24 protein-coding genes are annotated in these 24,840 nt (G+C 37.1%); 17 read left to right on the forward strand and 7 right to left on the reverse strand.

Annotated features, from left to right (window positions below):
* Position 1: 1 nt before the first annotated feature.
* The 14 genes from BAZ10_RS08200 to BAZ10_RS08265 all read left to right on the forward strand — a co-directional run bounded on the left by BAZ10_RS08200 (position 2) and on the right by BAZ10_RS08265 (position 12,320).
* Positions 2-883 (forward strand): WYL domain-containing protein, encoded by an 882-nt coding sequence (locus tag BAZ10_RS08200; protein ID WP_078771632.1) that lies wholly within the window; start codon positions 2-4, stop codon positions 881-883.
* A gap of 227 nt (positions 884-1,110) precedes the next feature.
* Positions 1,111-1,428, forward strand: a complete 318-nt coding sequence (locus BAZ10_RS08205) for a hypothetical protein (protein ID WP_078771633.1) — start codon at positions 1,111-1,113, stop codon at positions 1,426-1,428.
* A 162-nt stretch (positions 1,429-1,590) separates the two neighbouring features.
* The gene (gene ureA, locus BAZ10_RS08210; RefSeq protein WP_034868837.1) at positions 1,591-1,893 is read left to right on the forward strand and encodes an urease subunit gamma; all 303 of its coding nucleotides are present in this window, start codon (positions 1,591-1,593) and stop codon (positions 1,891-1,893) included.
* 11 nt (positions 1,894-1,904) lie between these two features.
* On the forward strand, positions 1,905-2,273 hold the full coding sequence (gene ureB, locus BAZ10_RS08215) for an urease subunit beta (protein WP_078771634.1): 369 nt from the start codon (positions 1,905-1,907) through the stop codon (positions 2,271-2,273).
* A 2-nt stretch (positions 2,274-2,275) separates the two neighbouring features.
* Positions 2,276-3,997, forward strand: a complete 1,722-nt coding sequence (gene ureC, locus BAZ10_RS08220; RefSeq protein ID WP_059323496.1) for an urease subunit alpha — start codon at positions 2,276-2,278, stop codon at positions 3,995-3,997.
* Between the two features lie 90 nt (positions 3,998-4,087).
* Positions 4,088-4,762 (forward strand): hypothetical protein, encoded by a 675-nt coding sequence (locus tag BAZ10_RS08225; RefSeq protein ID WP_078405361.1) that lies wholly within the window; start codon positions 4,088-4,090, stop codon positions 4,760-4,762.
* Positions 4,752-5,264 carry an urease accessory protein UreE gene (gene ureE / locus BAZ10_RS08230; RefSeq protein ID WP_078403614.1) on the forward strand — a complete coding sequence of 171 codons (513 nt, stop codon included), beginning with the start codon at positions 4,752-4,754 and terminating at the stop codon, positions 5,262-5,264. Before BAZ10_RS08225 ends, ureE begins: the two co-directional genes overlap by 11 nt.
* Entirely contained in the window at positions 5,257-5,955 is a 699-nt protein-coding gene (locus BAZ10_RS08235; RefSeq protein WP_034868847.1) for an urease accessory protein UreF, read from the forward strand. The genes ureE and BAZ10_RS08235 overlap by 8 nt, the downstream gene beginning before the upstream one ends.
* Before the next feature lie 31 nt (positions 5,956-5,986).
* Complete coding sequence (ureG, locus tag BAZ10_RS08240) at positions 5,987-6,625, forward strand: urease accessory protein UreG (RefSeq protein ID WP_034868849.1); 639 nt, start codon at positions 5,987-5,989, stop codon at positions 6,623-6,625.
* A complete protein-coding gene (locus BAZ10_RS08245; protein WP_078771635.1) occupies positions 6,626-7,414 on the forward strand; it encodes an urease accessory protein UreD in 789 nt (262 codons plus the stop codon).
* 12 nt (positions 7,415-7,426) lie between these two features.
* On the forward strand, positions 7,427-8,128 hold the full coding sequence (locus BAZ10_RS08250) for a hypothetical protein (RefSeq protein ID WP_078771636.1): 702 nt from the start codon (positions 7,427-7,429) through the stop codon (positions 8,126-8,128).
* A 20-nt stretch (positions 8,129-8,148) separates the two neighbouring features.
* Positions 8,149-9,036 carry an urea transporter gene (locus BAZ10_RS08255; protein ID WP_078771637.1) on the forward strand — a complete coding sequence of 296 codons (888 nt, stop codon included), beginning with the start codon at positions 8,149-8,151 and terminating at the stop codon, positions 9,034-9,036.
* 68 nt (positions 9,037-9,104) lie between these two features.
* Complete coding sequence (locus BAZ10_RS08260; RefSeq protein ID WP_078771638.1) at positions 9,105-11,357, forward strand: TonB-dependent receptor; 2,253 nt, start codon at positions 9,105-9,107, stop codon at positions 11,355-11,357.
* Between the two features lie 72 nt (positions 11,358-11,429).
* Positions 11,430-12,320: a helix-turn-helix domain-containing protein gene (locus BAZ10_RS08265; protein WP_078771639.1), complete on the forward strand. Its 891-nt coding sequence runs from the start codon at positions 11,430-11,432 to the stop codon at positions 12,318-12,320.
* 44 nt (positions 12,321-12,364) lie between these two features.
* Here BAZ10_RS08265 and BAZ10_RS08270 read toward each other — a convergent pair whose 3' ends face one another.
* Positions 12,365-13,108, reverse strand: coding sequence for a DUF4241 domain-containing protein (locus BAZ10_RS08270; protein WP_078771640.1), 744 nt, complete (start codon positions 13,106-13,108; stop codon positions 12,365-12,367).
* A gap of 449 nt (positions 13,109-13,557) precedes the next feature.
* Between BAZ10_RS08270 and BAZ10_RS08275 the strand changes: the two genes are divergently transcribed.
* The 3 genes from BAZ10_RS08275 to BAZ10_RS08285 are packed head-to-tail and all read left to right on the forward strand — an operon-like array spanning position 13,558 to position 19,268.
* Positions 13,558-14,805: an alkaline phosphatase family protein gene (locus BAZ10_RS08275; protein ID WP_078771641.1), complete on the forward strand. Its 1,248-nt coding sequence runs from the start codon at positions 13,558-13,560 to the stop codon at positions 14,803-14,805.
* Between the two features lie 24 nt (positions 14,806-14,829).
* The gene (locus BAZ10_RS08280; RefSeq protein WP_078771642.1) at positions 14,830-17,790 is read left to right on the forward strand and encodes a SusC/RagA family TonB-linked outer membrane protein; all 2,961 of its coding nucleotides are present in this window, start codon (positions 14,830-14,832) and stop codon (positions 17,788-17,790) included.
* Between the two features lie 17 nt (positions 17,791-17,807).
* Positions 17,808-19,268: a SusD/RagB family nutrient-binding outer membrane lipoprotein gene (locus BAZ10_RS08285; protein ID WP_078771643.1), complete on the forward strand. Its 1,461-nt coding sequence runs from the start codon at positions 17,808-17,810 to the stop codon at positions 19,266-19,268.
* Between the two features lie 343 nt (positions 19,269-19,611).
* Here the strand turns inward: BAZ10_RS08285 and BAZ10_RS08290 are convergent, their stop codons facing one another.
* From BAZ10_RS08290 to BAZ10_RS08315, 6 genes are all read right to left on the reverse strand, one after another.
* Positions 19,612-20,448, reverse strand: a complete 837-nt coding sequence (locus BAZ10_RS08290) for a GLPGLI family protein (RefSeq protein WP_078771644.1) — start codon at positions 20,446-20,448, stop codon at positions 19,612-19,614.
* 398 nt (positions 20,449-20,846) lie between these two features.
* Positions 20,847-21,791 carry an NADP-dependent oxidoreductase gene (locus tag BAZ10_RS08295; protein WP_078771645.1) on the reverse strand — a complete coding sequence of 315 codons (945 nt, stop codon included), beginning with the start codon at positions 21,789-21,791 and terminating at the stop codon, positions 20,847-20,849.
* Positions 21,792-21,833: 42 nt separating this feature from the next.
* On the reverse strand, positions 21,834-22,433 hold the full coding sequence (locus BAZ10_RS08300; protein ID WP_059323485.1) for a hypothetical protein: 600 nt from the start codon (positions 22,431-22,433) through the stop codon (positions 21,834-21,836).
* Positions 22,434-22,492: 59 nt separating this feature from the next.
* Positions 22,493-23,407 carry a helix-turn-helix transcriptional regulator gene (locus BAZ10_RS08305; RefSeq protein WP_059323484.1) on the reverse strand — a complete coding sequence of 305 codons (915 nt, stop codon included), beginning with the start codon at positions 23,405-23,407 and terminating at the stop codon, positions 22,493-22,495.
* 384 nt (positions 23,408-23,791) lie between these two features.
* Positions 23,792-24,205 carry a hypothetical protein gene (locus tag BAZ10_RS08310; protein ID WP_078771646.1) on the reverse strand — a complete coding sequence of 138 codons (414 nt, stop codon included), beginning with the start codon at positions 24,203-24,205 and terminating at the stop codon, positions 23,792-23,794.
* A gap of 179 nt (positions 24,206-24,384) precedes the next feature.
* The gene (locus BAZ10_RS08315; RefSeq protein ID WP_078771647.1) at positions 24,385-24,837 is read right to left on the reverse strand and encodes a DUF2947 family protein; all 453 of its coding nucleotides are present in this window, start codon (positions 24,835-24,837) and stop codon (positions 24,385-24,387) included.
* Positions 24,838-24,840 lie beyond the last annotated feature (3 nt).

The following is a 24,840-nucleotide window of genomic DNA, read 5'->3' on the forward strand; positions in this document are numbered from 1 at the left end:
AATGGCAAAACGGGAACAAATGCTTCGGCTGAAGCTGATAGAAGAATTTATACGAAGGAAGAAGGGAGCTTCTTTCCAGGATATTTATGAATTTCTGAATGAAAAGTTTCAGGAAAAGGATTTGGAACTAAGTTTTACCGAGCGTACTTTTCAGCGGGATAAAAAACTTATTGGTGAGATATCCGGAAAGGAAATACGCTATAATAAGGCTCGTAATATTTATTTTCTGGAAGATTCGTCCGAAGAAGATATATTCGATACCATATTGCTGATGGAAGCTTATCGGGAAACAGAAGGGAAAGCAGATATCATGTTGTTCGAGAAAAGAAAATCCCGTGGGCTGCATAATCTTCAGGACCTGGTACAGGCTATAAAGCTGCATAAATGTGTAAGCTTTACTTATCGGAAGTTCAATGATGATAAAGGAACTAAAAAGCTGGTCCAGCCTTATGCACTGAAAGAATTTAAAAACCGTTGGTATCTTCTGGGAAATGAAACCAGTGGAAAAAACTTTTTTATAAAAACATATGGTCTGGACAGGATGACAGACCTGCAAATTACCTCAACGGGCTTCAGTAAGAAGGACTGCGATCTTGAGGCAGCCTTTGAGAATTCGTTTGGCATTATCTCCAGTCTGGGAAAAGAGCCTGAAAATATTATTTTGTCTATGGATGCTGTTCAGGGAAATTTTCTAAAATCATTGCCTATACACCATTCCCAGAAAATAATTTTGGATAATCGTGAAGAAGTAAGAATAAGTCTTACGCTTGTTCCCAGCTATGATTTCATTCAGGAGCTTCTTACACTTACAGGATTAGTGAAAATACTAGAACCTGAGAGTTTAAAGGTGAAGATGAATGAATTATTGAAAACGGATTTTTAAATATTCTAAATAGTGGCATTGTTTGTACTTATATATATGATAATTAATTATATATAGTATCTGATTGCTTGCGTGATAAAGAATTAATTATGTTTTTTGTCACGATTTTGAACATTTTAAATCTATTTTTTGATATATAAAACGTTAGATTTCTTTCTACTTTTACATCGCTAATGAAGAGCCTTAAAAAATTACATTTATCCTTTTTTATCGTGTTTTTTTTCACGATGCTGTGTTCCGGTCAGGTACATAAGGGGAATGCTCTTGTTCATTTCAAAACTTCTGGTAAAAACTTCCAGAAAACAGACAAAATCTCTCAAAGTTCATTTGATCTTTATAACTTATCAGATGATGATCATGATGAATCATTACTGGATGAAGTAGAGAAAGTAAAATTAGATCTTGACCATGTAGTCGAAAACTGGATCAGCATCCTTTACAATACTTTTTATACTTCTGATAAACCGGTAGTAGCCCATCACCATCCGTATATAGATATACCAAAGTATATCCTATATCATTCTTTGCAGATTGCATACTGCTAATAATTTTCATTTTACAGATTTCCTGAAGAACCCTGATTTGTATTTATAATCTATGGGGTTCCGGCGGAATAATTTCCGGAATTTAAATTTCGTATAAGACAATATTTGCCCTTCGGGAAAGGGCAGGTTATAGATCTATGTCTAATTTTTAACAAGAAAACAATGCATTTAACACCGAGAGAAACCGAGAAGCTTATGCTGTTCATGGCAGGAGAGCTTGCACTAAAAAGAAAGGCCAGAGGCCTGAAACTAAATTATCCAGAATCAATAGCTCTTATCAGCCATTTCTTACTGGAGGGAGCACGAGATGGGAAAAAAGTAGCTGAACTGATGCAGGAAGGAGCACAGATTCTTACCAAAGATGATGTGATGCCAGGAGTGGCCGAAATGATCCACGATGTGCAGATCGAAGCAACATTCCCGGACGGGACAAAGTTGGTAACCGTACATAATCCAATCCGTTAAAAACCAGTATCATGATACCAGGAGAAATTTTTGTAAAAGAAGGGACTATCATCTGCAATGAAGGCAGAGAGACCGTAAAAATAAAAGTGATCAACACAGGTGACCGACCTATACAGGTTGGTTCTCATTACCATTTTTTTGAAGTAAATAAAGCGATGAGCTTCGATCGTGAAAATGCTTTTGGCAAAAGACTAAACATTGTGGCCAGCACAGCTGTTCGTTTTGAACCGGGAGAAGAAAAAGAAGTAGAGCTTGTAGAAATCGGCGGAACCAAAAAAGCGATGGGCTTCAATAACCTTGTAGACGGTTCTGTAGATTCAGCAACTCAGAAAGAAGAAAGCTTAGCTAAAGCAAGTCAATTAAATTTTAAAAACCTGTAACAATGAGCTTAAACGTAGACAGAAAGCAATATGCTAATATATTAGGCCCTACAACCGGAGACAGAATCCGTTTAGGGGATACAGAAATGATCATTGAGATCGAAAAAGATTTTACCCATTATGGAGACGAAGCCGTATTTGGCGGTGGTAAAACCGTACGTGATGGTATGGGGCAAAATGTAACCAATAAAAGAGATGAGGGTGTACTGGATCTTTGTATTACCGGAGCAACAATCATCGATCACTGGGGAATTGTAAAAGCAGATATCGGTATTAAAGATGGTAAAATCGTAGGCATTGGTAAAGCCGGAAACCCGGATACAATGGACGGTGTAACACCAAATTTAATTATCGGAGCTTCTACCGAAGTCCATGGAGGAAAAGGATATATTGTAACTGCAGGAGGTATTGATACACACATCCACTATATCTGCCCACAGCAAATAGAAACTGCTTTGTATAGTGGTGTTACAACAATGATTGGTGGCGGAACGGGTCCTAATGACGGAACCAATGCAACAACGGTTACTCCGGGGAAATTCAATATTCAGAAAATGCTGGAAGCTGCTGAGGAATATCCAATGAATTTAGGATTCTTTGGTAAAGGAAACTGCTCTGCAGAAGATCCAATTGCAGAACAAGTAGAAGCAGGTGCATTAGGAGTGAAGATTCATGAAGACTGGGGTGCAACACCGGCAACTATAGATGCAGCACTTAAAGTAGCAGACAAATATGATGTACAGGTAGCAATCCACACAGATACATTAAATGAAGCTGGTTTCCTGGAAGATACCATGAGAGCTATTGACGGAAGAGTTATCCACACTTTCCATACAGAAGGTGCAGGAGGTGGACACGCTCCGGATATTATAAAAGCAGCGATGTATCCTAATGTATTGCCAGCATCTACTAACCCAACGCGTCCATATACCATTAATACAATTGATGAGCACCTGGATATGTTGATGGTTTGCCACCACCTTAGCAAAAATATTCCTGAAGATGTGGCGTTCGCAGATTCACGTATCCGTCCGGAAACTATTGCTGCAGAAGATATTCTGCACGATATGGGCGTATTCAGTATCATGAGTTCCGACTCTCAGGCGATGGGAAGAGTAGGTGAAGTAATCACCAGAACATGGCAGACTGCCAGCAAAATGAAGGATCAGAGAGGTCAGCTGGAAGAAGATAAAAATACAGAAAGCGATAACTACCGTGCGAAGCGTTATGTAGCAAAATATACGATTAATCCTGCAATCGCACATGGTATTTCTGAATATGTAGGATCTATTGAAGAAGGGAAATTAGCCGATTTAGTAATCTGGAAGCCTGCATTATTCGGTGTTAAGCCAGAAATGATTTTCAAAGGCGGAATGGTAGTTGCAAGTAAAATGGGAGATGCTAATGCCTCTATCCCTACACCTCAGCCTATTATTTACAAAAATATGTTTGGGTCTCACGGTCGTGCAAAATTTGGTACTTGTGCAACTTTTGTTTCTCAGGCTTCTATTGAAAACGGATCTATCGCTGAATATAAACTAGAGAAAATAATTCTTCCGGTGAAAAACTGCCGTAACATTTCCAAGGCAGATCTTATTCATAATAATAAGACTCCAGTTATTGAAGTAAACCCTGAAAACTATAAAGTAACAGTAGACGGTGTGCATGTAACCTGCGAACCAGCAGAAAAACTTCCTTTAACACAGTTGTATTATCTGTTTTAATCCGTGAGGATCAATTTTTCATCAATTCTATATAGTGTTAATGAAGAGCCTGGTGAAGGCCAGGCTCTTTTAAAAAAAGTAAAGTTTAAAATGAAATTTCTGAATAAAATAATTTTCCCTTTAGCTGTCGCTGGTGCTTCCTTGTTTTCTACAATGGCACATGCACAATTTCTAGGAGGAAGAAGATTAAAAAATGATGAAGACGGTCCAAAAGGACAATGGATGATTTATGGTTCACTGGATTATTCTAAAACAAACAGTCCCACGGGTAGCACCAGTTCTTTCGGAACAAGCTCTAATGCAGGAGTGCCGATAGGAGTGGGATATTTTATTAACAATAACGATGTAATTGGAGTTAACTATGCTTATGCCAGCGATCGTGTAAACGGAAATACCGTATACAAACAAAACGAAACCGGTTTATGGTACAGTCCTTCTGTAACCTTGGGGAAATATTTTGCTCTTATAGCACAGGTAGATGCCCACTATGTATGGGGACAGAAGATGGCAGAAAACGGAATGGCAAATCCCGGGATGGAAGCCTTTAACGGATTTCGTCTGAGAGCTTATCCTATGCTTGCGATCTTCTTAGGCGGTGGCTGGGCACTGAAATTCAAGTTTGCTGAACTGTCTATGCTGCAGACAAAAGCTAAAGGCGAAGGTTGGACAAAGAGCTATGTTACGGGAATCAGCGGTTCTACATTTGGCGTAGGTATTTCCAAGAACATCGATTTTAGAAAAAAAGCACCTAAAGATGATAATTAATGAATGTGTAGGAAATATTAAAGATATTTCTGTTGCCGGTAAAACAATTGACTATCTGGATCTGGAATGGTTTGAAACGACTAAAAGGATTCAGCGCAAAAAAACCAGACAAGGAGTTGATGTTGCGATCAAATTTCTTCGTGAAGGACAAAGACTTCGTGAAGGAGATATCTTATATGAAGATAGTGAAAAGGCAATTGTAGTAAATGTACTGGAAACTGAAGCTATCGTTATTACTCCTACGTCCATGCTGGAAATGGGGACCGTATGCTATGAAATTGGTAATAAGCATATCCCGTTATTTATTCAGGAAGATAAAGTACTACTGCCTTTTGAAATGCCAATGTACAGATGGCTGGAAGCAAGTAATTTCCGTCCGGAGAGACAAACCGTGAAATTGCTGAACCTTCTGAAATCTAATGTAGAGCCACACGGACATGGCAGTATAGGATCTTCTTTATTTACTAAAATTTTAAAAATGGCAGCCCCAAAAGATGAATAATAAGAATCTTAGCTACTTAGCCAGTTTACTGCATATTGCAGATCCTACATTGCCTATCGGTGGTTATACCCATTCCAACGGGCTGGAAACTTATGTGCAAAACAGAATTGTGCATAACGTGACAACAGCACGGGAGTTTGTGGAAAACATGCTGAAATATAATCTGAAATACAATGACGGAGCATTTGTGAAACTGGCTTATGAAGCAACTCAGAAAGAAGATCTGGATGCTTTATTGCAACTGGATCAGGAGTGTAATGCACTGAAGTGTCCTAAAGAGATTCGGCAGGCAAGCCAAAAACTTGGATTACGTCTTATTAAGATTTTCAAAAGAAAAAAACAGTCTTCTTTTATGGAAGCTTATGAAGAAGCAATCCGAAACCGTAAGGCAACCTCACACTACAGCTTAGTATTCGGGATTTATACTTGCCTTTTGGATATTCCGCTATACGAAGCCCTTTTCGGGTTTTATTATACTTCTGTTGCAGGGATGATTACCAATGCCGTGAAGCTGGTTCCGCTGGGTCAGTTGGACGGACAGGATATACTATTCGATCTTTATCCTGTAATAGACAAAACAGTTCAGGAAACTATAGAACTGGAAAGAGACTATGTCGGGCTGTGCAATACCTCATTCGATATCAGATGTATGCAGCATGAAAGACTTTATTCCAGACTTTATATGTCTTAACTCAATTCTCAATATTTAAAATTATACAAAAATGGAAAACAGAAAATATATCAAAGTAGGAGTTGCAGGACCTGTAGGTTCTGGTAAAACTGCTTTATTAGAACGTTTAAGCAGAAAATTATATGGTACTTATGATCTTGGTGTAATTACCAATGATATTTATACCAAGGAAGATGCCGAATTTATGGCTAAAAACAGCCTTCTTCCTAATGACAGAATTATTGGTGTGGAAACCGGAGGATGCCCGCATACAGCTATCCGTGAGGATGCAAGTATGAATCTGGAAGCCGTAGATGAATTGGCAGCACGTTTTCCGGATATCGAACTGGTACTAATCGAAAGTGGAGGTGATAACCTTTCAGCGACTTTCAGCCCGGATCTTGCGGATGTTACGATCTTTATTATCGACGTAGCAGAAGGAGAAAAGATTCCAAGAAAAGGAGGACCTGGTATTACAAGATCCGATTTGTTAATCATCAACAAAATAGATCTTGCTCCGCATGTAGGTGCAAGTCTTGAGGTAATGGAAAGAGATGCCAGAAGAATGAGAAACGGAAATCCTTTCGTATTTACAAACCTGAAAACAGATGAAGGTCTGGATAAAGTAATCGGCTGGATTAAAAAATATGCATTACTGGAAGAGTGCGAAGAACCGAACCTGGTAAGATAAATGGATAGTAGTTTAAGCATTATTGCAGGATACAAGCAGGGCGCTTCTTATGTAAAAGACCTCTATGTGTCACTCCCTTTTCGGGTAGTGTCTGTGGGGCAACGTAAGAATGATAACAAGCTTTACCAGATGGTAATGTCCTCTTCACCCGGAATTCTGGATGGAGACCGTTACCATTTGGAAATCTCCCTGGAAGAGGGCGCCGCTTTACAGCTTCAGTCGCAGTCTTATCAGAGACTCTTCAATATGGAAGATAAAGCGACCCAGCAGCTGAATATCACTATGCAGAATAATACCTCTTTCGCTTATGTACCTCATCCTGTTGTACCTCATGAAGATTCCAATTTTCAGAGCAAGGCAAATATCCGTATCGGTAAGAACAGTCAGGTTATTATCAGTGAAATTATTACCTGCGGAAGGAAACATTACGGAGAAGTTTTCAAACTGAAACGCTTCCAGAACCTCACCGAAATCTATCATGAAGATAAACTGGTTGTAAAGGATAATGTACTGATCCAGCCGGATCTTATTCCGATTAACAGTATCGGAAATCTGGAGCAGTATACCCATCAGGGAACACTGATCTTTTACAGTACAAAAGAAAATACAGACAGAGACGGACTGTTAGAAACTGTTGTAGAACTTGCTGAAGGCAAAAAAGAGGATTTGGAAATTGGCGTATCGGCAATGGAAGGCAACGGGTTTATTGTAAGAGCATTAGGCCATGGCGGAGAGTCGATGTATAATTTCTTTCTCAGCGTTCAGGACTTACTCTGGGAATCAGAATAAAAAAGTAATAAAATGAATACCACTATTTGGGCACTTATGCTAAGTGCTGTATCTATAAGTTTTATCCATACAGCTTCGGGACCAGATCATTATCTTCCCTTTATTGTGCTGTCAAAATCCAAACGATGGAGCAGAGGTAAAACCATTATGCTGACGATTGCCTGCGGATTTGGACATGTTCTGAGCTCTCTGGCTATTGGTGCTGCCGGTGTTTTTTTAGGATGGCAGCTTAATAGATTTTCCTGGTTTCAGGAGTTAAGGGGCAATATTTCCGGATGGGCGTTACTTATTTTTGGATGTGCATATCTTATTTATGGACTGATACAGGCTGTAAGAAATAAACCACACAAGCATTTTGATGTGATGGGTGATGATGTCTATGTTTATGAGCATAATCACACCGAAGTGGTGATGCCACAGACCCGTATAAAAGTAACGCCCTTCGTGTTGTTTATGATTTTTGTAATGGGGCCTAGTGAGCCACTAACGCCATTACTTTTCTATTCCGGACTGAACAGGTCTGTTGCCGAAATCCTGGCTCTTGTTGTTCCGTTTACGCTTACAACAGTAGCTACAATGCTGGGAATGGTACTATTGGGACGTTATGGATATTCAACTTTATTCAATACCGAAAAACTGGAGCGCTATATGGGCGTAGTAAGTGGTGCGGTTGTAACAGTATGTGGTATTGGAATGGTGTTTTTAGGATGGTAAAATAATTAAACTGTTAATTTATGGATAAACTTTTTGCAAAAATTCCTTTTGTAGACAATATATTAAAAGGAGTAGGGCAGATTATGCTTCAGGAGAACCGCTGGACAGGACTTCTGTTTCTTGTTGGACTTTTTCTTGGAAGCTGGCAATGCGGAGTTGCTGCTATTCTGGCAACGGCAGCCGGTACCTTTACTGCCATGAAATTAAATTATGATAAATCGCAGATTAATGCAGGGTTATATGGCTTTAGCGCTGCTTTAGTAGGAGTTGCATTGACCTTTATATTTCAGGCAACGATTCTTATATGGGTTCTGATTATACTGGGAGGTGCATTAGCCGGCATTATCCAGCATTTCTTTATTCAGAAAAAAATCCCGGTATTTACCTTTCCATTTATTATCATTACCTGGGTACTGGTATTTCTATTACATCAGTTTACTCATATTCAGCCATCGGATCTTATCAGTGCAGAAATTGTACATACGGATTATGATGACTTCTTAACCTGTACCAATGGTTTCGGGGAGGTCATTTTTCAAGGAGGTGTACTTTCCGGTATTATTTTCTTTGTGGCTGTATTTATAAGTTCACCTGTTGCAGCCTTATACGGGCTTACAGCTTCTATTTTGGGAGCCGGATTATCACAGCTGAATGGAGAGCCTATTCAGGAAGTACATATGGGGCTATTCGGTTTTAACGCAGTTCTTTCTGCAATTGTTTTTTCCGGTGTTAAAAAAACGGACGGATTATGGGTGCTGATAGCTGTTGTACTAACCGTAGTTATCGATGATATCCTTGTAGATAATAATATACTTAATGTTGTAGGCGGGGTATTTACATTCCCTTTTGTAGTCGGTACGTGGATAACTTTACTTATCCAAAAAATATTTGTAAAGAAGGCTCAGTAATTTTCTCTGAGCCTGCTAATTGTAATAAATGCTCTGTACTTCTACAGAGCCAGAGAATATATTAAAAAATGAAGAAATCGAAAATGATGGTTGCCCTACTGGCAATGGTAGTCAGCGGACTAGCCCATGCACAGGAGACGGCAACCGAAAAAAAGATGCTTGTAAAAGATGTAGACGATAAATATCCTATCAGAGATGCATTGATTAAGTTTAACAGAGGTGAAAGTCATACTCATTCCAGCGCAGACGGTTCTTTTGTAGTAGGGATAAAATCTTATCCTGACACACTGAGTATAAGCCATAATGGGTATGATGAAGTGAAGTTTGTAATCAACGGAACAGAAGATAAAAACAATATTATCCTGCTTCAGCACAAGCCATTACAGATTTCGGAAGTTGCTATTAATCATAGTTCTTTCCTTTCGGCAATGACAAAAGTAGACCTGAATAAATTTCCGGTTAACTCTGCTCAGGATTTGCTGCGCAAAGTTCCGGGCTTATTTATTGCCCAGCATGCTGGTGGCGGAAAGGCTGAACAATTGTTTTTAAGAGGCTTTGATGCGGATCATGGTACAGATGTAAGTGTAAATGTAGACGGAATGCCGGTGAACATTGTTTCCCATGCCCATGGACAGGGATATTCGGATCTGCATTTTGTGATTCCGGAAACGGTGAATAATATCGACTTTGGTAAGGGAGCTTATTATATTGACAGAGGTGATTTTAATACAGCAGGATATGTTGATTTTAAGACCTTTGATCATCTTAATAACAGCATGATAAAGCTGGAAGGAGGCTCTTTCAATACCAAAAGGATTATGGGGATGTTCAACATTATCAATGACCCTACCAACCGTAAAAATGCATATGTAGCAGCAGAATATAACTACACAGACGGGCCTTTTGATGTAAAGCAGAACTTTAACAGAGTTAATATTTTTGCGAAATACAATCAGTGGTTAACGGATAACGATTATTTCAATATTCAGTTTTCAACATTTAATTCTTCATGGAATGCGTCCGGACAAATTCCTGAGCGGGCAGTAGATGAAGGAATTATCGGACGTTGGGGGAGTATAGATCCTACCGAAGGTGGTAAGACTTCCAGAACGAATCTTCAGATGAATTATAAGCATATTATTTCCTCTTCGGAGCAAATTGATGCTATGGCCTGGTATTCCCGTTATAACTTCAACTTATATTCGGACTTTACATTCTATCTGAAAGATAAGGATCATGGTGATGAAATCCAGCAGAAAGATGGCAGAAATGTTTATGGTACCGAAATTAAATATACCAAGACATTCAGTTTGCCAAACGGAACAATGGATTGGATTTCGGGAATAGGCTTCCGTAATGACGATATAGGAACATTGCAGCTAAATCATGTATATCACAGAGATTTGCTTTTGAATCAGTTATCCGATGTTACCGGTACAGAAACAAATCTTCACGCATATTCCGGTTTGGTATGGAAAACCGGAAAATGGACAATTAATCCGGGATTGAGAGTTGATCATTTTATTTTCAATATGCACAACTTACTGGATTATGAGACGCTTCCTTCCGGTCAGTCTACCGAGGCAACAAGAGTAAGTCCAAAGCTTAATTTCTCTTATGCAGCAAGTGATAAAGTAATGTGGTTCCTGAAAACCGGGATGGGCTTCCATTCCAATGATATGAGGGTAGCTGTAGTACAAAAAGGTCAGAAGACTTTACCGTATTCCATAGGCGGAGATTTGGGTGTAAGATTGCACCCTTTCAGATCATTGATTATTACCCCTACACTTTGGTATCTTCAGTTGCAACAGGAATTTGTGTATGTAGGAGATGATGCGGTAGTAGAACCTTCCGGAAAGTCCAGACGTTACGGATTCGATTTGGGTATCCGCTACCAGCCGATGGATAATCTTTACCTGAATGCTGATATCAATTATTCTCATGCGAGATTTGTAGATGAGGCAAAAGGAGAAGATTATATACCACTGGCTCCTATAGTAACGAGTACAGGATCTGTAAACTGGGATTTTCTTAATGGTTTTTCACTGGGACTTCAGTACAGGTATTTGGGTGGAAGACCAGCCGTAGAGGATAACAGCATTAGAGCAAAATCTTATTTTGTAAACGATCTTATATTGTCTTATAACCGTGCAAAATGGGGAGCAAATTTCCAGATTAGTAACCTGTTTAACGTAAAATGGAATGAAGCGCAGTTCGCTACTGAAACCCAATTGAGAAACGAACCTAATCCAATTACGGATCTTACCTATACTCCGGGAACACCGTTCGGTGTGAAAGTGGGAGTTTATTATAAATTTTAAAAAAAAATAATGCAGGGAATATGTGCTCTGCATTATTTTTGTATAATTCATAAATGAATATTCATAGAATAAATGGAAGTATTATCTAGTTTTCAGTATAAAAAGCAGTTTCTTCCGAATATTACGGAAAAGATTCTGGAAAACAACGCTGATATACAGCTTTACAGAATTGAAGACTATCTGAAAGGAATTCTCATGCCGGTTATACCTTACCGCACGACATTTAATTTTATGATATTCGTTACCAATGGCCGCATCAAGCAATATCTGGATACAACCGAATATGTAGCAGAAAAAGGAGAGGTTATCTTTATAAAACAAGGAACTATTACCGCAACTATAGAGCTTTCCGATGATATTGAAGGTTTCTTTCTGGCTTATGAAAACAGTATCCTGTCCGAGCAGGAACTGCCCAAACATAAGACCAGTATATTCTTTATGACACCGTTTCTACATCTGGATAATCTTACCTATACCACTATTACCCAGCTTCTGGTTATTCTGGAACAGGAGCTTTTGCTGAATAACCTGGATGTAAATGATATTACCATAACCATGCTTCACCTTATTCTGGTAAAAATGCTAAGCTCAGATTCTGGCAGCCATCACAAAATGGCGACAAGACCCATGGAACTATCACTCCAGTTCCGGGATTTACTGTTCAAACATCATATCACCGAAAAGCGTGTTGTATTTTATGCCAATAAGCTTTCTGTTACCGAAAACTATCTGAATAAGTGCATTAAAAGCGTTACCCGAAAGTCGCCGAAACAATGGATTAATGAAATTGATATTAACTACGGAAAAGCATTGCTATACTCTACAAGAGATATTGCAGAAATAGCCTATGAGCTTAATTTTCAAACGGCCTCACATTTTACCCAGCTTTTTAAAAAGATTACAGGAATCACACCTAAAGAGTACAGAACGTTATTTCTGAAGGATAGAACTGCTGTAGATTGATTTTAAAATTCGGTATGGGCTAATTTGAAAATTATAAATGACCTTCATTCATCTTCATCACCGAAAGCCATTTCGATAGCGATATACTGAACAACCAGTTCGCAGATATTTCCGTTTTCGTCATAGCCAAAGTACGCAGGATAGACGCCATCTCCAAAGCCTGTTTGTATCATAGGAACGCTAAGATCGGTACCAGGGATTTTGAAATTGATCCAGTCCCCGTCTGTTCTTTGGAATTCCGGATTATTTTCGTAACTTTTCTTAAATTCCTGAGCAAAGAAATTGTCGTAGATATTTCCTTCCGGATTTTCTTTTTCCCACTTATCCACAAAGCTGCAATAAAGGTCTCTAGTTTCGGTATCTACAATTGTAGCAAGACCGGCATCGACATTGAAACCAAAATATTCTCCCGAATTAAGGGTGCTTAAATCTTCATTGCCGATTAAGGCTTCTGTATAAGATACAGCTTTTTTTTCTGTAAATTTTACACGTGTAGCAACATATCTGTGGTGTCCTTCGTCTACCTCTACCACCAAAGTAGTTAAAGGAAACGTTCCTGTTGGTACTTTAATGAAGTACGGAAGTTCTTCCTGATGTAGGTATACCAAAGGATCTCTTACCATAATATTGCCGGTTGGAATAACTATTTCTCCCATATCCAAACGATGTAGTTTTTTATTACTAATCTCATCCTGAGTGAAATACTCATTGAAGTCACTGACAGGAGATAATAATATTTTTTTTTCGTCGTAATTGTATAGCCATTCTTGGGTTGGTGTAAAATTCATGTGATTTGTTTGTGATGTTGTTTAATATTTCTTTTGTTAAATATATATATTTAATCTAGTTTTCGGGGAATAATTATGTTAATCTTTCATTAATCTTTCATTCAGGTTTGGTGAATAATCATATGTAAATTACGGATTATTATAAATATAAATTCGAATTTTTCTTTTATGATAAAAATATAATTTACCGACGCTTTTTTGTCTGTATTTCACAGGTGTAAAAAGATAAAAATACATAATATATTATTTGTCCGAAAAATTATTGTTTTAGTGCATTATTTTATTAATATACTCCGAATTATTATGCATAGCTCAATATAATACTTTGAAACTTGGATTATTAACATTGTTTTAATTAGAATTAATATACATTACTCAATTTGTTAAAATTTTATTAAAACCGGGTATTGTTTTTTTGCTGAATTTTGACAGAATAAAAAAACATAACCATGAACTCCCTGAAGAGCTGTTTATTTATTCTTATTTCTTTTTTTAGCTGTGGTATTTCTGCCCAGAAAAAAACATCACCAAAAAAAGTAGTTTTTATTATTGTAGACGGTATTGCGGAGGATATGCTGGATAAAGCAGAAATTCCCAGCCTCAACAGAATTAAAAAAGACGGTGCTATGCTGAAAGCTTATGTTGGAGGAGAAAAAGGAGGCTATAGTGAAACGCCTACTATTTCCGCAGTGGGGTATAATAGTCTTTTAACAGGAACATGGGTGAATAAACACAATGTTTTTGGTAACGATATTAAAGCACCTAACTATAATTATCCAACAATTTTCAGGCTTTTCAAAAATCAGTTTCCGAATAAAAAGACAGCAGTATTTTCTACATGGGAAGATAACCGGACAAAGCTTATAGGTGAAAATCTGGATGCTACAGGGAAAATAAAAATGGATTTTGCCTTTGACGGAATGGAAAAAGATACAATGCGTTTTCCACATGATAAGCAGAGTGGATATATCCGTAAAATTGATAGTGTAGTTGCGGGGAAAGCTGCCAGCTATATCAGACAAAATGCTCCGGATGTATCCTGGGTATATTTAGAGTTTTCAGATGATATGGGACACCGCCATGGTGATGGTGATATTCTGTATAAAGCTATTTCTTTTGAGGACAGATTAATCGGACAGATTTATGACTCTGTAAAAGAGCGTGAAGCAAAGTATGGAGAGGATTGGTTGGTTGTTGTAACAACGGATCACGGAAGAACTGCAAATAACGGAAAAGGACATGGAGGCCAAAGCGACAGAGAGCGCAATACATGGATAGCGGTTAATAAACCCAATATTAATACTTATGCGAAGAACAATCGTGTAGCGATTACGGATATACTACCAACGATGACAGATTTCCTGAATCTGAAAGTACCTGTGGATGTCCAGCAGGAAATTGACGGTGTAGATTTACTGAAAAAGATAACAGCTTATCATCTTAAAGCCAGCCTGTCATCCGATAATACACTGGAGGTTAGCTGGAAGACAACAGAGCCGTCTAAAGAAATAGGTGAGGTATATATTGCCGATACCAACAACTTCAAAAACGGAGATAAAGACTCCTATCAGTTACTGGGCAAAGTGAACCTCAGCAATGGAAAGTTTATGTCTAAACTCATGACTGCTAATTCCAATATTTATAAAATAGTTCTGAAGACCAAGGCTGGTTTTCTGAATACATGGATCAGAAGATAAAACACACTAAATAAGAATCTATTCATGAAGTTACAACTTTTAATTGCACTGGGGCTGGTCTCCGGTCTGGAAGCGTATGCTCAAAATGTACCCAGGACAAGTGGTACGGACACTCTGAAAACAGGAGAGAAAAAAATTGATGAGGTTGTTATTACAGCTTTGGGAATCAAAAAAGAAAAGAAAGCATTAGGTTATGCTGTTCAGGAAGTAAAAGGCGATGTCTTTGAGAAGGCGAAAGAACCGAATTTCATTAATTCCCTTTCGGGACGTGTTGCGGGATTGAACATCCGAAACAGTACCGATCTTTTTCAGGATCCGGGGATTAATCTGAGAGGTGCAAAGCCACTGATTGTAATAGATGGTGTGCCGGACAGAACCGCCGATTTATGGAGAGTTAATGCGGATGATATTGACAATATCAGTGTCCTGAAAGGACCAACTGCTTCTGCACTTTATGGTTCTGTGGGTAAAGACGGAGCGATTATGATTACCACTAAAAAAGGTAAGAAAGGAAAGCTAACGGTTTCTTTTAATAATTCCACCATGTTTCAGACTTCCTTTATCCGCATTCCCGAAGTTCAGACGGTTTATGGAGGTGGGAATAATGGAAAGTATGCATATATCAATGGTCAGGGATCGGGTAGTGAAGGTGGCGGATGGATTTGGGGTCCCAAGCTGGATCAGAAAGATCCGAATACTCCCAGTGGATTTTTCGAAACTCCTCAGTATAACAGCATTTTAGACCCGGTTACCGGAAAATTGATTCCGTTACCCTGGATTTCCCGGGGTAAAAACAATATTAAAAATTTCTTTGAAACAGGTCTTATCCAATCCAATAATGTAAGTGTAGACTGGGGGAGTGAGAAAGCAACTTTCAGACTTTCACTTTCCAATATTTATCAGAAAGGTATTGTTCCGAACACGAATCTGAAGACAACATCTATCAGTTTGGCAGGATCTGTAAATCCGGTTAAAAATCTGACAATTAACTCAGCTTTAACTTATAATAAAACATATACTTCCAATTTTCCGGAAGTAGGATACGGACCCACTAACTATCTTTATAATCTTGTTTTGTGGACAGGAGCAGATGTGGATGTAAGGGATCTGAGAAATTACTGGGTACCTGGCAAAGAAGGTTATCAGCAGAGACATTACAATGTGTCTTATTACAATAACCCGTATTTCCAGGCTTATGAATACCAAAGGCCTTACTACAAAGATAATATCATGGGGAACGTAAATCTGGAATATCAGATTGTGCCAAAATTAACTGCTAAGGCACGTGTCGGCGTTAATGTTTATAGCCTGAACCGTGAGTACCGTGAGCCTAAGAGTTATATAGGCTATGGAAATAAATCATTAGGAAACTATAGTCAGGTTAATAATAATTATTTTGATATCACTTCGGAATTAGGTCTGAAATATCAAAACAACTATTCGGATAATTTTACACTGAGTGCGGAAGCTTATGTAGCGAATTATTACAGAGAAATGAAAAATAGTGAAATACGGACTGATGGTTTGGTGACTCCGGGCTGGTATAATCTTTTTAATAGTATTGGTCCGTTATTTATTCCTACAGACGGAAACAGAAACAGGAAAGAATATGAACAAATCAATAGTGTGTACGGTTATGTAGATATGGAGTTTTACAAAACATTCTTCCTGAATATGACAGCTCGGTACGATAAAGTATCAACATTGCCAAAAGGGAATAATGAGTATTTCTATCCATCGGTTTCCGGATCATTATTGCTGAATCAATTGTTTAATCTTCCTTCGTGGATTAATCTGGCAAAAGTACGGGGATCATATGCAAGTGTAACATCCGGAAAAATTGGGAATGACACTTATGGTTATATTTCTGCGTTTGAAAAAAGAGCAGGATGGAATGGGCAGCCAGCATTTGCTTTTGGTAATTCATTGATCGACCAGAATATAAAACCTGAGACAACAGATTCGTGGGAAATAGGAACTAATCTTGTTTTCCTTAGAAACAGAATTAATTTTGATGTCGCTTACTTTAATGCCAGAGATTACAATCAACTGGAAGAAGTTCCATTGTCTGAAGGTTCCGGTTATAAGAGTTTTTTAACCAATGGAAATGTATATAAAAGAAAAGGTATAGAATTTACACTAAGTGCAGATGTAATTAAAAAGACAGATTTCAGATGGAGTACACAAGTTAATTTTAGTCAGTATCGTAAATATCTGACCGAAGCATATGGAGGAAAACCCTATACTACAATTTACAATCAATCCAACGGAAGAAATAATATTGTTATGGTGGGAGAGCGTGCTGATAAGCTGACGGCTGTAGCGTACGAAACCTCACCAGACGGTCAGTTAGTATTGAAAAACGGATACCCGGTGTCTTCTTTAGCACCAATGGAAGCAAATATGGGCTACTCCAATCCGGACTGGACGTATGGCTTCTCTCATAATTTTAGTTATAAAAATTTCTCACTTTCACTATTATTTGACGGTAGAATTGGCGGAATGATGTATTCTACAACCAACCAGAAAATGTGGTGGGGAGGTATTGCACCGGAAACAGTTAATCAGTTCCGGGATGATGCCAATGCCGGAAAAAACACCTACATCGCTCCGGGAGTCAGAGTTACAGAGGGTTTTATCACCTATGATAAAAATGGGAATGTGGTCTCAGATACCCGAAAATTTGCACCAAATGATGTTGCCGTGAATTACAATGCTTATATGCAGAGTACAAGTAATGCCTTTGAAAGCAATTACCATTACTATAAGCAAACGTTTATTAAGCTGAGAGAAGTAACGTTGACTTATAACTTCGGAAAATCTTTTGTTGACAAGCTAAACTTGTCTTCAGCTAGTATTTCTTTGGTAGGCAGAAACCTTTGGTTGTCATCAAAAATTAAGAATGTAGATCCGGATTCAGGATTAGATAATCTTCAGACACCAGCAACGAGGAGCTTTGGGGTAAACATCAACGTGAAATTCTAATTAAAAACACAAAAGAAATGAAATCAACAAAAATATATTTTTTAACAATAATCACGGTATTAGGTTTGTCGGGCTGTAGTAAAGTTGAAGATTATCAGGATGATCCTAATCGCCCGACACGGGTTGGACCTGAATCTTTGCTTCCGGACATCGAAATAAATGCGTTTAAAACTATTGATGCAAGTGCTGCTTTAGCCTCCAGACAGCTGACTTATATTAACGGTGTGAATAGAGAACAGTATTATGACTGGCAACGAAGCTCCAGTTCTTTTGGAAATTATGATAATATCAAGCAGGTACAGAAAATGATAGGTGAAGCCGACAGAACGGGAAGTCCTGTTTATAAGTCTTTGGCCCGCTTTTTTAGATCTTACTTTTTTATCTCACTTACCGAAGCCTATGGTGATATCCCATATAGTGAAGCAGTGAAGGAAGGTGTTTTCTATCCAAAATATGATGATCAAAAAAATATTTATAAAGATGTGCTTAATGAATTGGCTTTAGCCAATACAGAGCTTTCTAAATTCAATACAAATATTAGCGGTGATCTTATCTATAATGGTGATCTGCTTAAATGGAGAAAATTGATTAATTCTTACAGGTTAAGAATTCTAATGGATCTATCTAAAAGAGCTGATGATTCGGATCTGAATGTAAAACAAACTTTCGCTGATATTGTGAATAATCCGTCTCAGAATCCTATTATGGAAGGAAGTGCAGATAGTGGTGCTTTGCCGTTTTATAATCTAGTGAATAACCGTTATCCTTATTTTAACAGCAATGATCTGAAAACAGCCTATTATATGGAGGAGAGTTTCGTGAAAAAACTTAGAGATACAAATGATCCAAGGTTGTTTAAAATGGCCGAGAAGAAAACAAGTAGTGTAAACACAGATCCTGGTAACCCCTTTAGTTATTATGATGGCCTTTATGGTAGTGGTGATTTAGGGGAAAACTCTAAAAGGGCATCTGATGGTCTGGCATCGAGAATTAATCCAAGATATTTTGACGACCCGATTAATGAACCGACGCTTTTGATGGGATATGCCGAATTACAGTTTATTTTGGCCGAAGCTGCTGTAAGAGGCTGGATTGGCGGGAATGCAAATGCTTTCTATACAAAAGGGATTAGCGCTTCTATGGATTTCTATAAAATCAGTAATACAGATGCTGCAACTTATCTGGCACAGTCGGAATTGCAATTGAAAACCGGTAGTGAAATAGAACAGATTATGAACCAAAAGCATACTGCCTTATTCTTTAATACCGGATGGAGAATTTTCTATGACCAGAGAAGAACAGGATATCCCAAGTTTAATACTGATGGAAAAGGTATTCTGAATGACGGAAAAATTCCTAAAAGAAGAATGTATCCTTCTTCAGAAATTACTAACAATAATACAAACCTTACCAATGCTGTTAACAGACAATATCCTGGTGGTGATAATATTAATGGTGTTATGTGGCTGATCAAGTAGCATACATTTTAATGAAAATATACAAGCCTGAATATTATATTCGGGCTTGATTTTTTTTTAACTAAAGCGTTCTTTCTTTTTGCTTTAATAATGAGTTTTAACTAAAGTGTTTAAAAATTCAGAGCCTATTTGGATTTTAATTCAAGAAAGCATTAGGCTCCGATAGATTAGTTCGTCAGGCTTACCATGAACTAAGCTCACTATACACTTAGATCAGCCTGAGATCATTCAATATGAAAATGTTTTGGGAGAACAATGTCACTCTGAGCTTGTCGAAGAGTATTAACTATAAAATTTAAACAGGTTCTTAGAATAAATAGTTGCAGATAATAACAAAACCTGACTAATTAGGATAATGTATTGCCTTGTTTAGCTCAGCAGGATTGTTGTATTTTTTAATAAGCTCCTGCATATTCTTCGTCTGTGTGTTTAGTTCGTCCAGGGTTTGTATTTCTCTTCCGTTGATGTTAATCTTCCAGTCTGCATTTGTTTTTGCAAAATTATTTCTTTCATAGGCAAACGGGTCATTGTAGTATTCCATAAACAACTTTTGTTTCTGTTGCTCGGTAATCGGGACAGCTTTGTTTCCAAAAAATGATTCAACAAAATCCTGGGTGGGATAGGTCTCTTTTAGATTCTGGCTTTTCACAAGCGTGTAAATAAAGTTTTGTTTATCATCCTGAATTTCAAAAATAAGCCCGGGTAATCCGCGGAACTTAAAAGGACCTTCGTTAAAAGGAATATCTTTGCAAAACCACGCGGTCCAGTTTCTGCCACCAAATCCGGTAGTCGCTTTCTGCAGTGTGTAATTCTGAACTTTTTTAGTTTCATTAGAGATTTTCCAGTCTACTTTATCATTTGTTTTATAGGTGTAATAGCCAAATTTAATTGTAGTGAAATTCTCGTTTTCAAAAGAGTTTATTTTACGTTTTACAATTTGTCCGGACATATCGACAAATTTATTATCGCCTCCCGTTTTTTTGTTAATGGAGTCAGTTGTTAGTAGATCTCTTCCATAAAATTTCACTTCTTTGGGGTTGATATCCAGAACCATATTGAGCTTGGCGCGGTCGGTTTCTGTAGAATCATATTTGAATTGTAGCTCGTAAATGTATCGATGTGTTTGCGATTTAGCAAAAGATATAATAAATAAAATTGCTAAAAAAATAGTGTTTTTCATACGATATAAAGCATTAGTGTTGATTAAAAATATTATAAATCATTATGATTCATCTTTATTTACTAAATTATGAAAAATGCTAATATGAAAAAGAATCGTATTAAATAAATAATACGATTCCCAAAAACACACTTGATGAAATGATTATTCATTATTATGAATAATCGATATATAAAAATATATCATTGTAAATTTATAAAAAAATAATGATCTTAACTAATATTTTATGTGTGAAAAAAATCATTATAATGCTAAATAATCTGTTTTTTTACTTTTTTCCTCTTCAATCTTTAATTTTTTTCCATTCATAAAGCTTGGAATCAGATTGTTATCCTTATTCATTGTTAAACGTGTTCCGAAATCAAAAAGTATTTCGGTAAAGTAAATTAGACTAATTCTTAAATGCCAACCACGATTTTTCCAACTGTTGTCCCGCTTTCTATCTGCTGGTGGGCTTCTTTTATTTCGTCCAGCGCATACACTTTATAAATATGCGGCTTTATAATTTCTCTTTCCAGTAAGCCGGCAATATGCTGCATGTCGGTTCCGCTGGAATATACTTTCATATAAAAACTGGCGTGCAGATGTTTGGAGCGTGCTGCCTTCTCATCTTCTTCTTTGTATCCCGAAGGAAGTCCAATAATAGTTCCAAAATGTTTAAGAACCTGTATAGATTTAGCAAAATTATCACCACTAATGGCATCCAATACAAAATCCAGGTCGTGCAAAACCTCCTCAAACTTTACCGATTTGTAGTCTATATGTTCATCTGCTCCTAATCCAAGTACAAAATCTTTATTTTTAGCCGATGAGGTTCCGATAACATAAGCGCCTAAATGTTTGGCTATTTGTACGGCAAAGTGACCAACACCTCCGGAAGCAGCGTGAATAAGTGTTTTGTCATTTGGGCGAAGTTTACCATAACTATTGAAAGCCTGCCATGCGGTAAGTGCTGCAAGAGTACTGGCTGCCGCCTCTTCATGGGATATATTTCGGGGCTTTTTTGCAAGATGTGCAGCAGGAGCAGCAACATATTCTGCATAGGCCTTACCATGTCCGGTAAAGTTAACCATTCCGAAAACTTCATCTCCGGTTTTAAACTGTGTTACTTTTGTACCAACAGCTTCTACAATTCCGGATACATCCCAGCCTAAAATAATTGGATCATAAGCCAATAATTCTGGAGCCCAGCCGATACCTTTGCGGATTTTAGAATCCACAGGATTGATGCTGATCGCTTTAGCCCTGATCAGTACTTCATCCTCTCCGATAGAAGGGACAGGAGTATCTTTGATTTCCAGTTGATCGATATCTCCAAAAGCGTTCAGTACAACAGCTTTCATTGGCTGGTTAAATTTATAAGGATTGATAAATTGGGTAGAAAGTTATTTGCTTTTCAGATTTACCTGAGGAATGTTGAAAGCAGAAACAGCATTCAGGCTTGTCTGAATGTTGGATTTAAGATCCGTCAGAAATTTTTCGATGTCCGGAGCGTATCCTCTTTCACTAAGTCCGAATAAAACTATACCAGGATTACCAGAACTATCGGTAACACTACGGTAACGGTAAATATTGCGCTCGATAATAGCGACACTGCCTTTATTATCATTAGCACTTAGTAAAAAGTCTAAAATAATCTCGCCATTGTTTTCATACATCTGAAACTGAACAATAGGATTGGTTTCCTTTAGTTTTTTCAGTTCATTCAGTTTTAGACCTGCGATATCTTTTACAGCGTAATTGCCAGCGATATAATCTATCATCAGCATTTTTTTGTATTTGTCTGTCTGTTCTCCGGAAGTCAGATATTCCTGTTTGTAATAATTGGCATTCGGATGAGAAGACCAGTTAAGTTTCCATGAGGCATTGTTGAATTGTACAGGCCCGGGAATACTCAGGAAATCTGTCGCCTTTTGCTGCGCTTTTACAGACATGCTGAAGAGTATAGCGATCAGTGCCGGAGCAAAGAGTCTAAATAATTTCATACTAATTGTGTGAGTGGTGTTTTACAAAAATATCGAATTATTATCATCAAACGGTTATTTTATTCATAATTTTTTAAAGCATTTTTCAGATGTGCTGTAATCTGTTCTGAGAGGCATACAGGCTCCAATATTACGGCTTCCTGACCAAATGATAAAACTTCCTGCATAAAATCGTAAGTAGGATGCAGGAAAAACTCGAACCATATATGTTGTGGTGTTTCTCTGAAGCTTTTTTGTGAAGTATGCAGCGGAAAGCTACGGATATACTCACCTTGATGGCGGGAACATTTCAGTACAATGCGTTCAGGTTTTTGTTCCGCAAGATTCATCACACCAAAGGCATTCTGAAAATGTTCTTTAAAATTCAGATTGTACTTTTCACGATATTTTCCATTGCTTACCTCCAGATAATTAATTCTGTCCAGTCCAAAAGATTTCAAGGCTTTGTCTTTGGTATCTACAGCAATCAGGTACCATCTGTTTTTGGATTCTTTTAGAGCTAAGGGTTGTACCTTGCGGGAAGTCATCAGTCGGGTCTGATAGCTGAAATGCTCGAATGTTACCACTCTTTTATTACGAATGGCAAAAAACAGATCGTAGAAATGCTCGAGTCCGGTAGGTTTACGGGTTTCGAAGAATACAAAAGAAGAGAAGTCGGGATGTAGATTCAGAGCATTACTGATCTGAAAAGATTCCAGAAGTTTTTGGTTGTACTCGTCGATTTCCATTACCGGTCGACTCTCTATGTAATAACGGTTGTCGCCTTTCTTTTTGTTATGGATATTAAGGTTGAAAAGGCTGGCGATTTCTTTAATATCCCTTTGCAGGGTTCGGATAGAGTAGCCGGTGATCTTGGCATCCTGAAATTCGAAGGAGCCCAACAGATACTCTTCCAGTTGTGCATAAGTTGCAGGAGAGCTTTCTAATCTCTTAATGATAAGAGCATAGCGGGTAAGATAGAAATCTTTTTTCATGGGGTTATGTTTGTTTTATGGTCACTCTCAACCTCCATGATCACTGAAATCAAGTAGGTTTCGTAGCCATTAATCTTAGATAACAAAGATAAAAGAGTAGAGCGACAAGATGTGTCGTTCTATATTTTGTGGATAACTTTTTTGGAAAAAAGAGGTTTATTTTAACCCGGTCTTGAACTCAGAAAATCGATTATATTTCAATTGTTTTTTCTTTTAGAAAAGCTGTATTGATGTGAGCGTTTCGTTCGTATTAATGAGAATATAGTCTTTTAATAAAATAAGCTGCCTGAAAAGGCAACTTTTTAGATATTTTATTAGTTGTAAACTAGAGGCTCACATGGGCAATTTAGCTTTAGACTTATATTTATCCAGGGATGTTAGATACTAATTTTTTCTTATTTCATATAATAAATATAAGGATAGAATAAAATTACCTATAATAAATATAATAATAGCATAAAAAAATATACTTCCCTTTTTATTTACTCTTTCTGGTAATTGATCAAATTTTTTAATATAATCTTTCCATATACCATTATTATCAAAGGTAAAATAACTAAGTAAAAGGACTAAAATACCTAATATAATAAAATGTATTTTTTTTACTATGAAATTTTCATCAATTAAAATTGTATAGTAATTAAAAAGAGAAGCTACAAACCATACTTCAAGTGCGATCATAGCAAGACTTGCTTTAAAATCTGTTAAAAAAACTCCACCAGATATTGCGGAAGTATAATCTATTAACTTATACATTTTGTAAAAAAAATAATAATAAGCGCGTTTTATATTTGTCATAATTACAATTTTATTGCCGAGTTATTAATATATAACCCCGCCGATGAGAGCGTCTCGCTCGTATCAATGTAAATATACTATGTTTAATAAAACAAGCTGCCTAAAAAGGCAGCTTTTAAATGTTTTATTAGTCATGAGCAAGATGTTTCTGCTAGCGGGGAGCTACTAGTTTGGATATATCAAATTTTATAGGATGAATAAAAAGTATTACCTAAAGGTGTAAAGTAAATACATTCTAATTTTTCATGAGAGATTAATATTGGACAATCGTCATATAATTCTAAAAAATTAAAAATATTTTCTAAAAAGACATGATAAAGGGTTGTTATAATGGTATTCTTATTTATACAGAAGAATACTAGCTCCTCTTTTTCCCAATTTAATATCGATTTTAAAAATTTTTGTAAACCTAAAATATTATTAGAGTCATAATAATTCCTCCAATCTCCTATGTTTTTTGAATTATAAATTATTGGATTATCATCATTTATTTTATAAAAATTATTTGAACTTTTATCAATTTTATCACTCCATAATTTTGAAGCTTCGTCTTCATCTAGTAGATAAATATTTTCGATTTTCTCATCAAAATACTCACTATAAAAAGTTTTCTTAATAATAGTATTACTCATCTT

The sequence above is a fragment of the Elizabethkingia occulta genome, assembly GCF_002023715.1.
Classification (GTDB): Bacteria; Bacteroidota; Bacteroidia; order Flavobacteriales; family Weeksellaceae; genus Elizabethkingia; species Elizabethkingia occulta.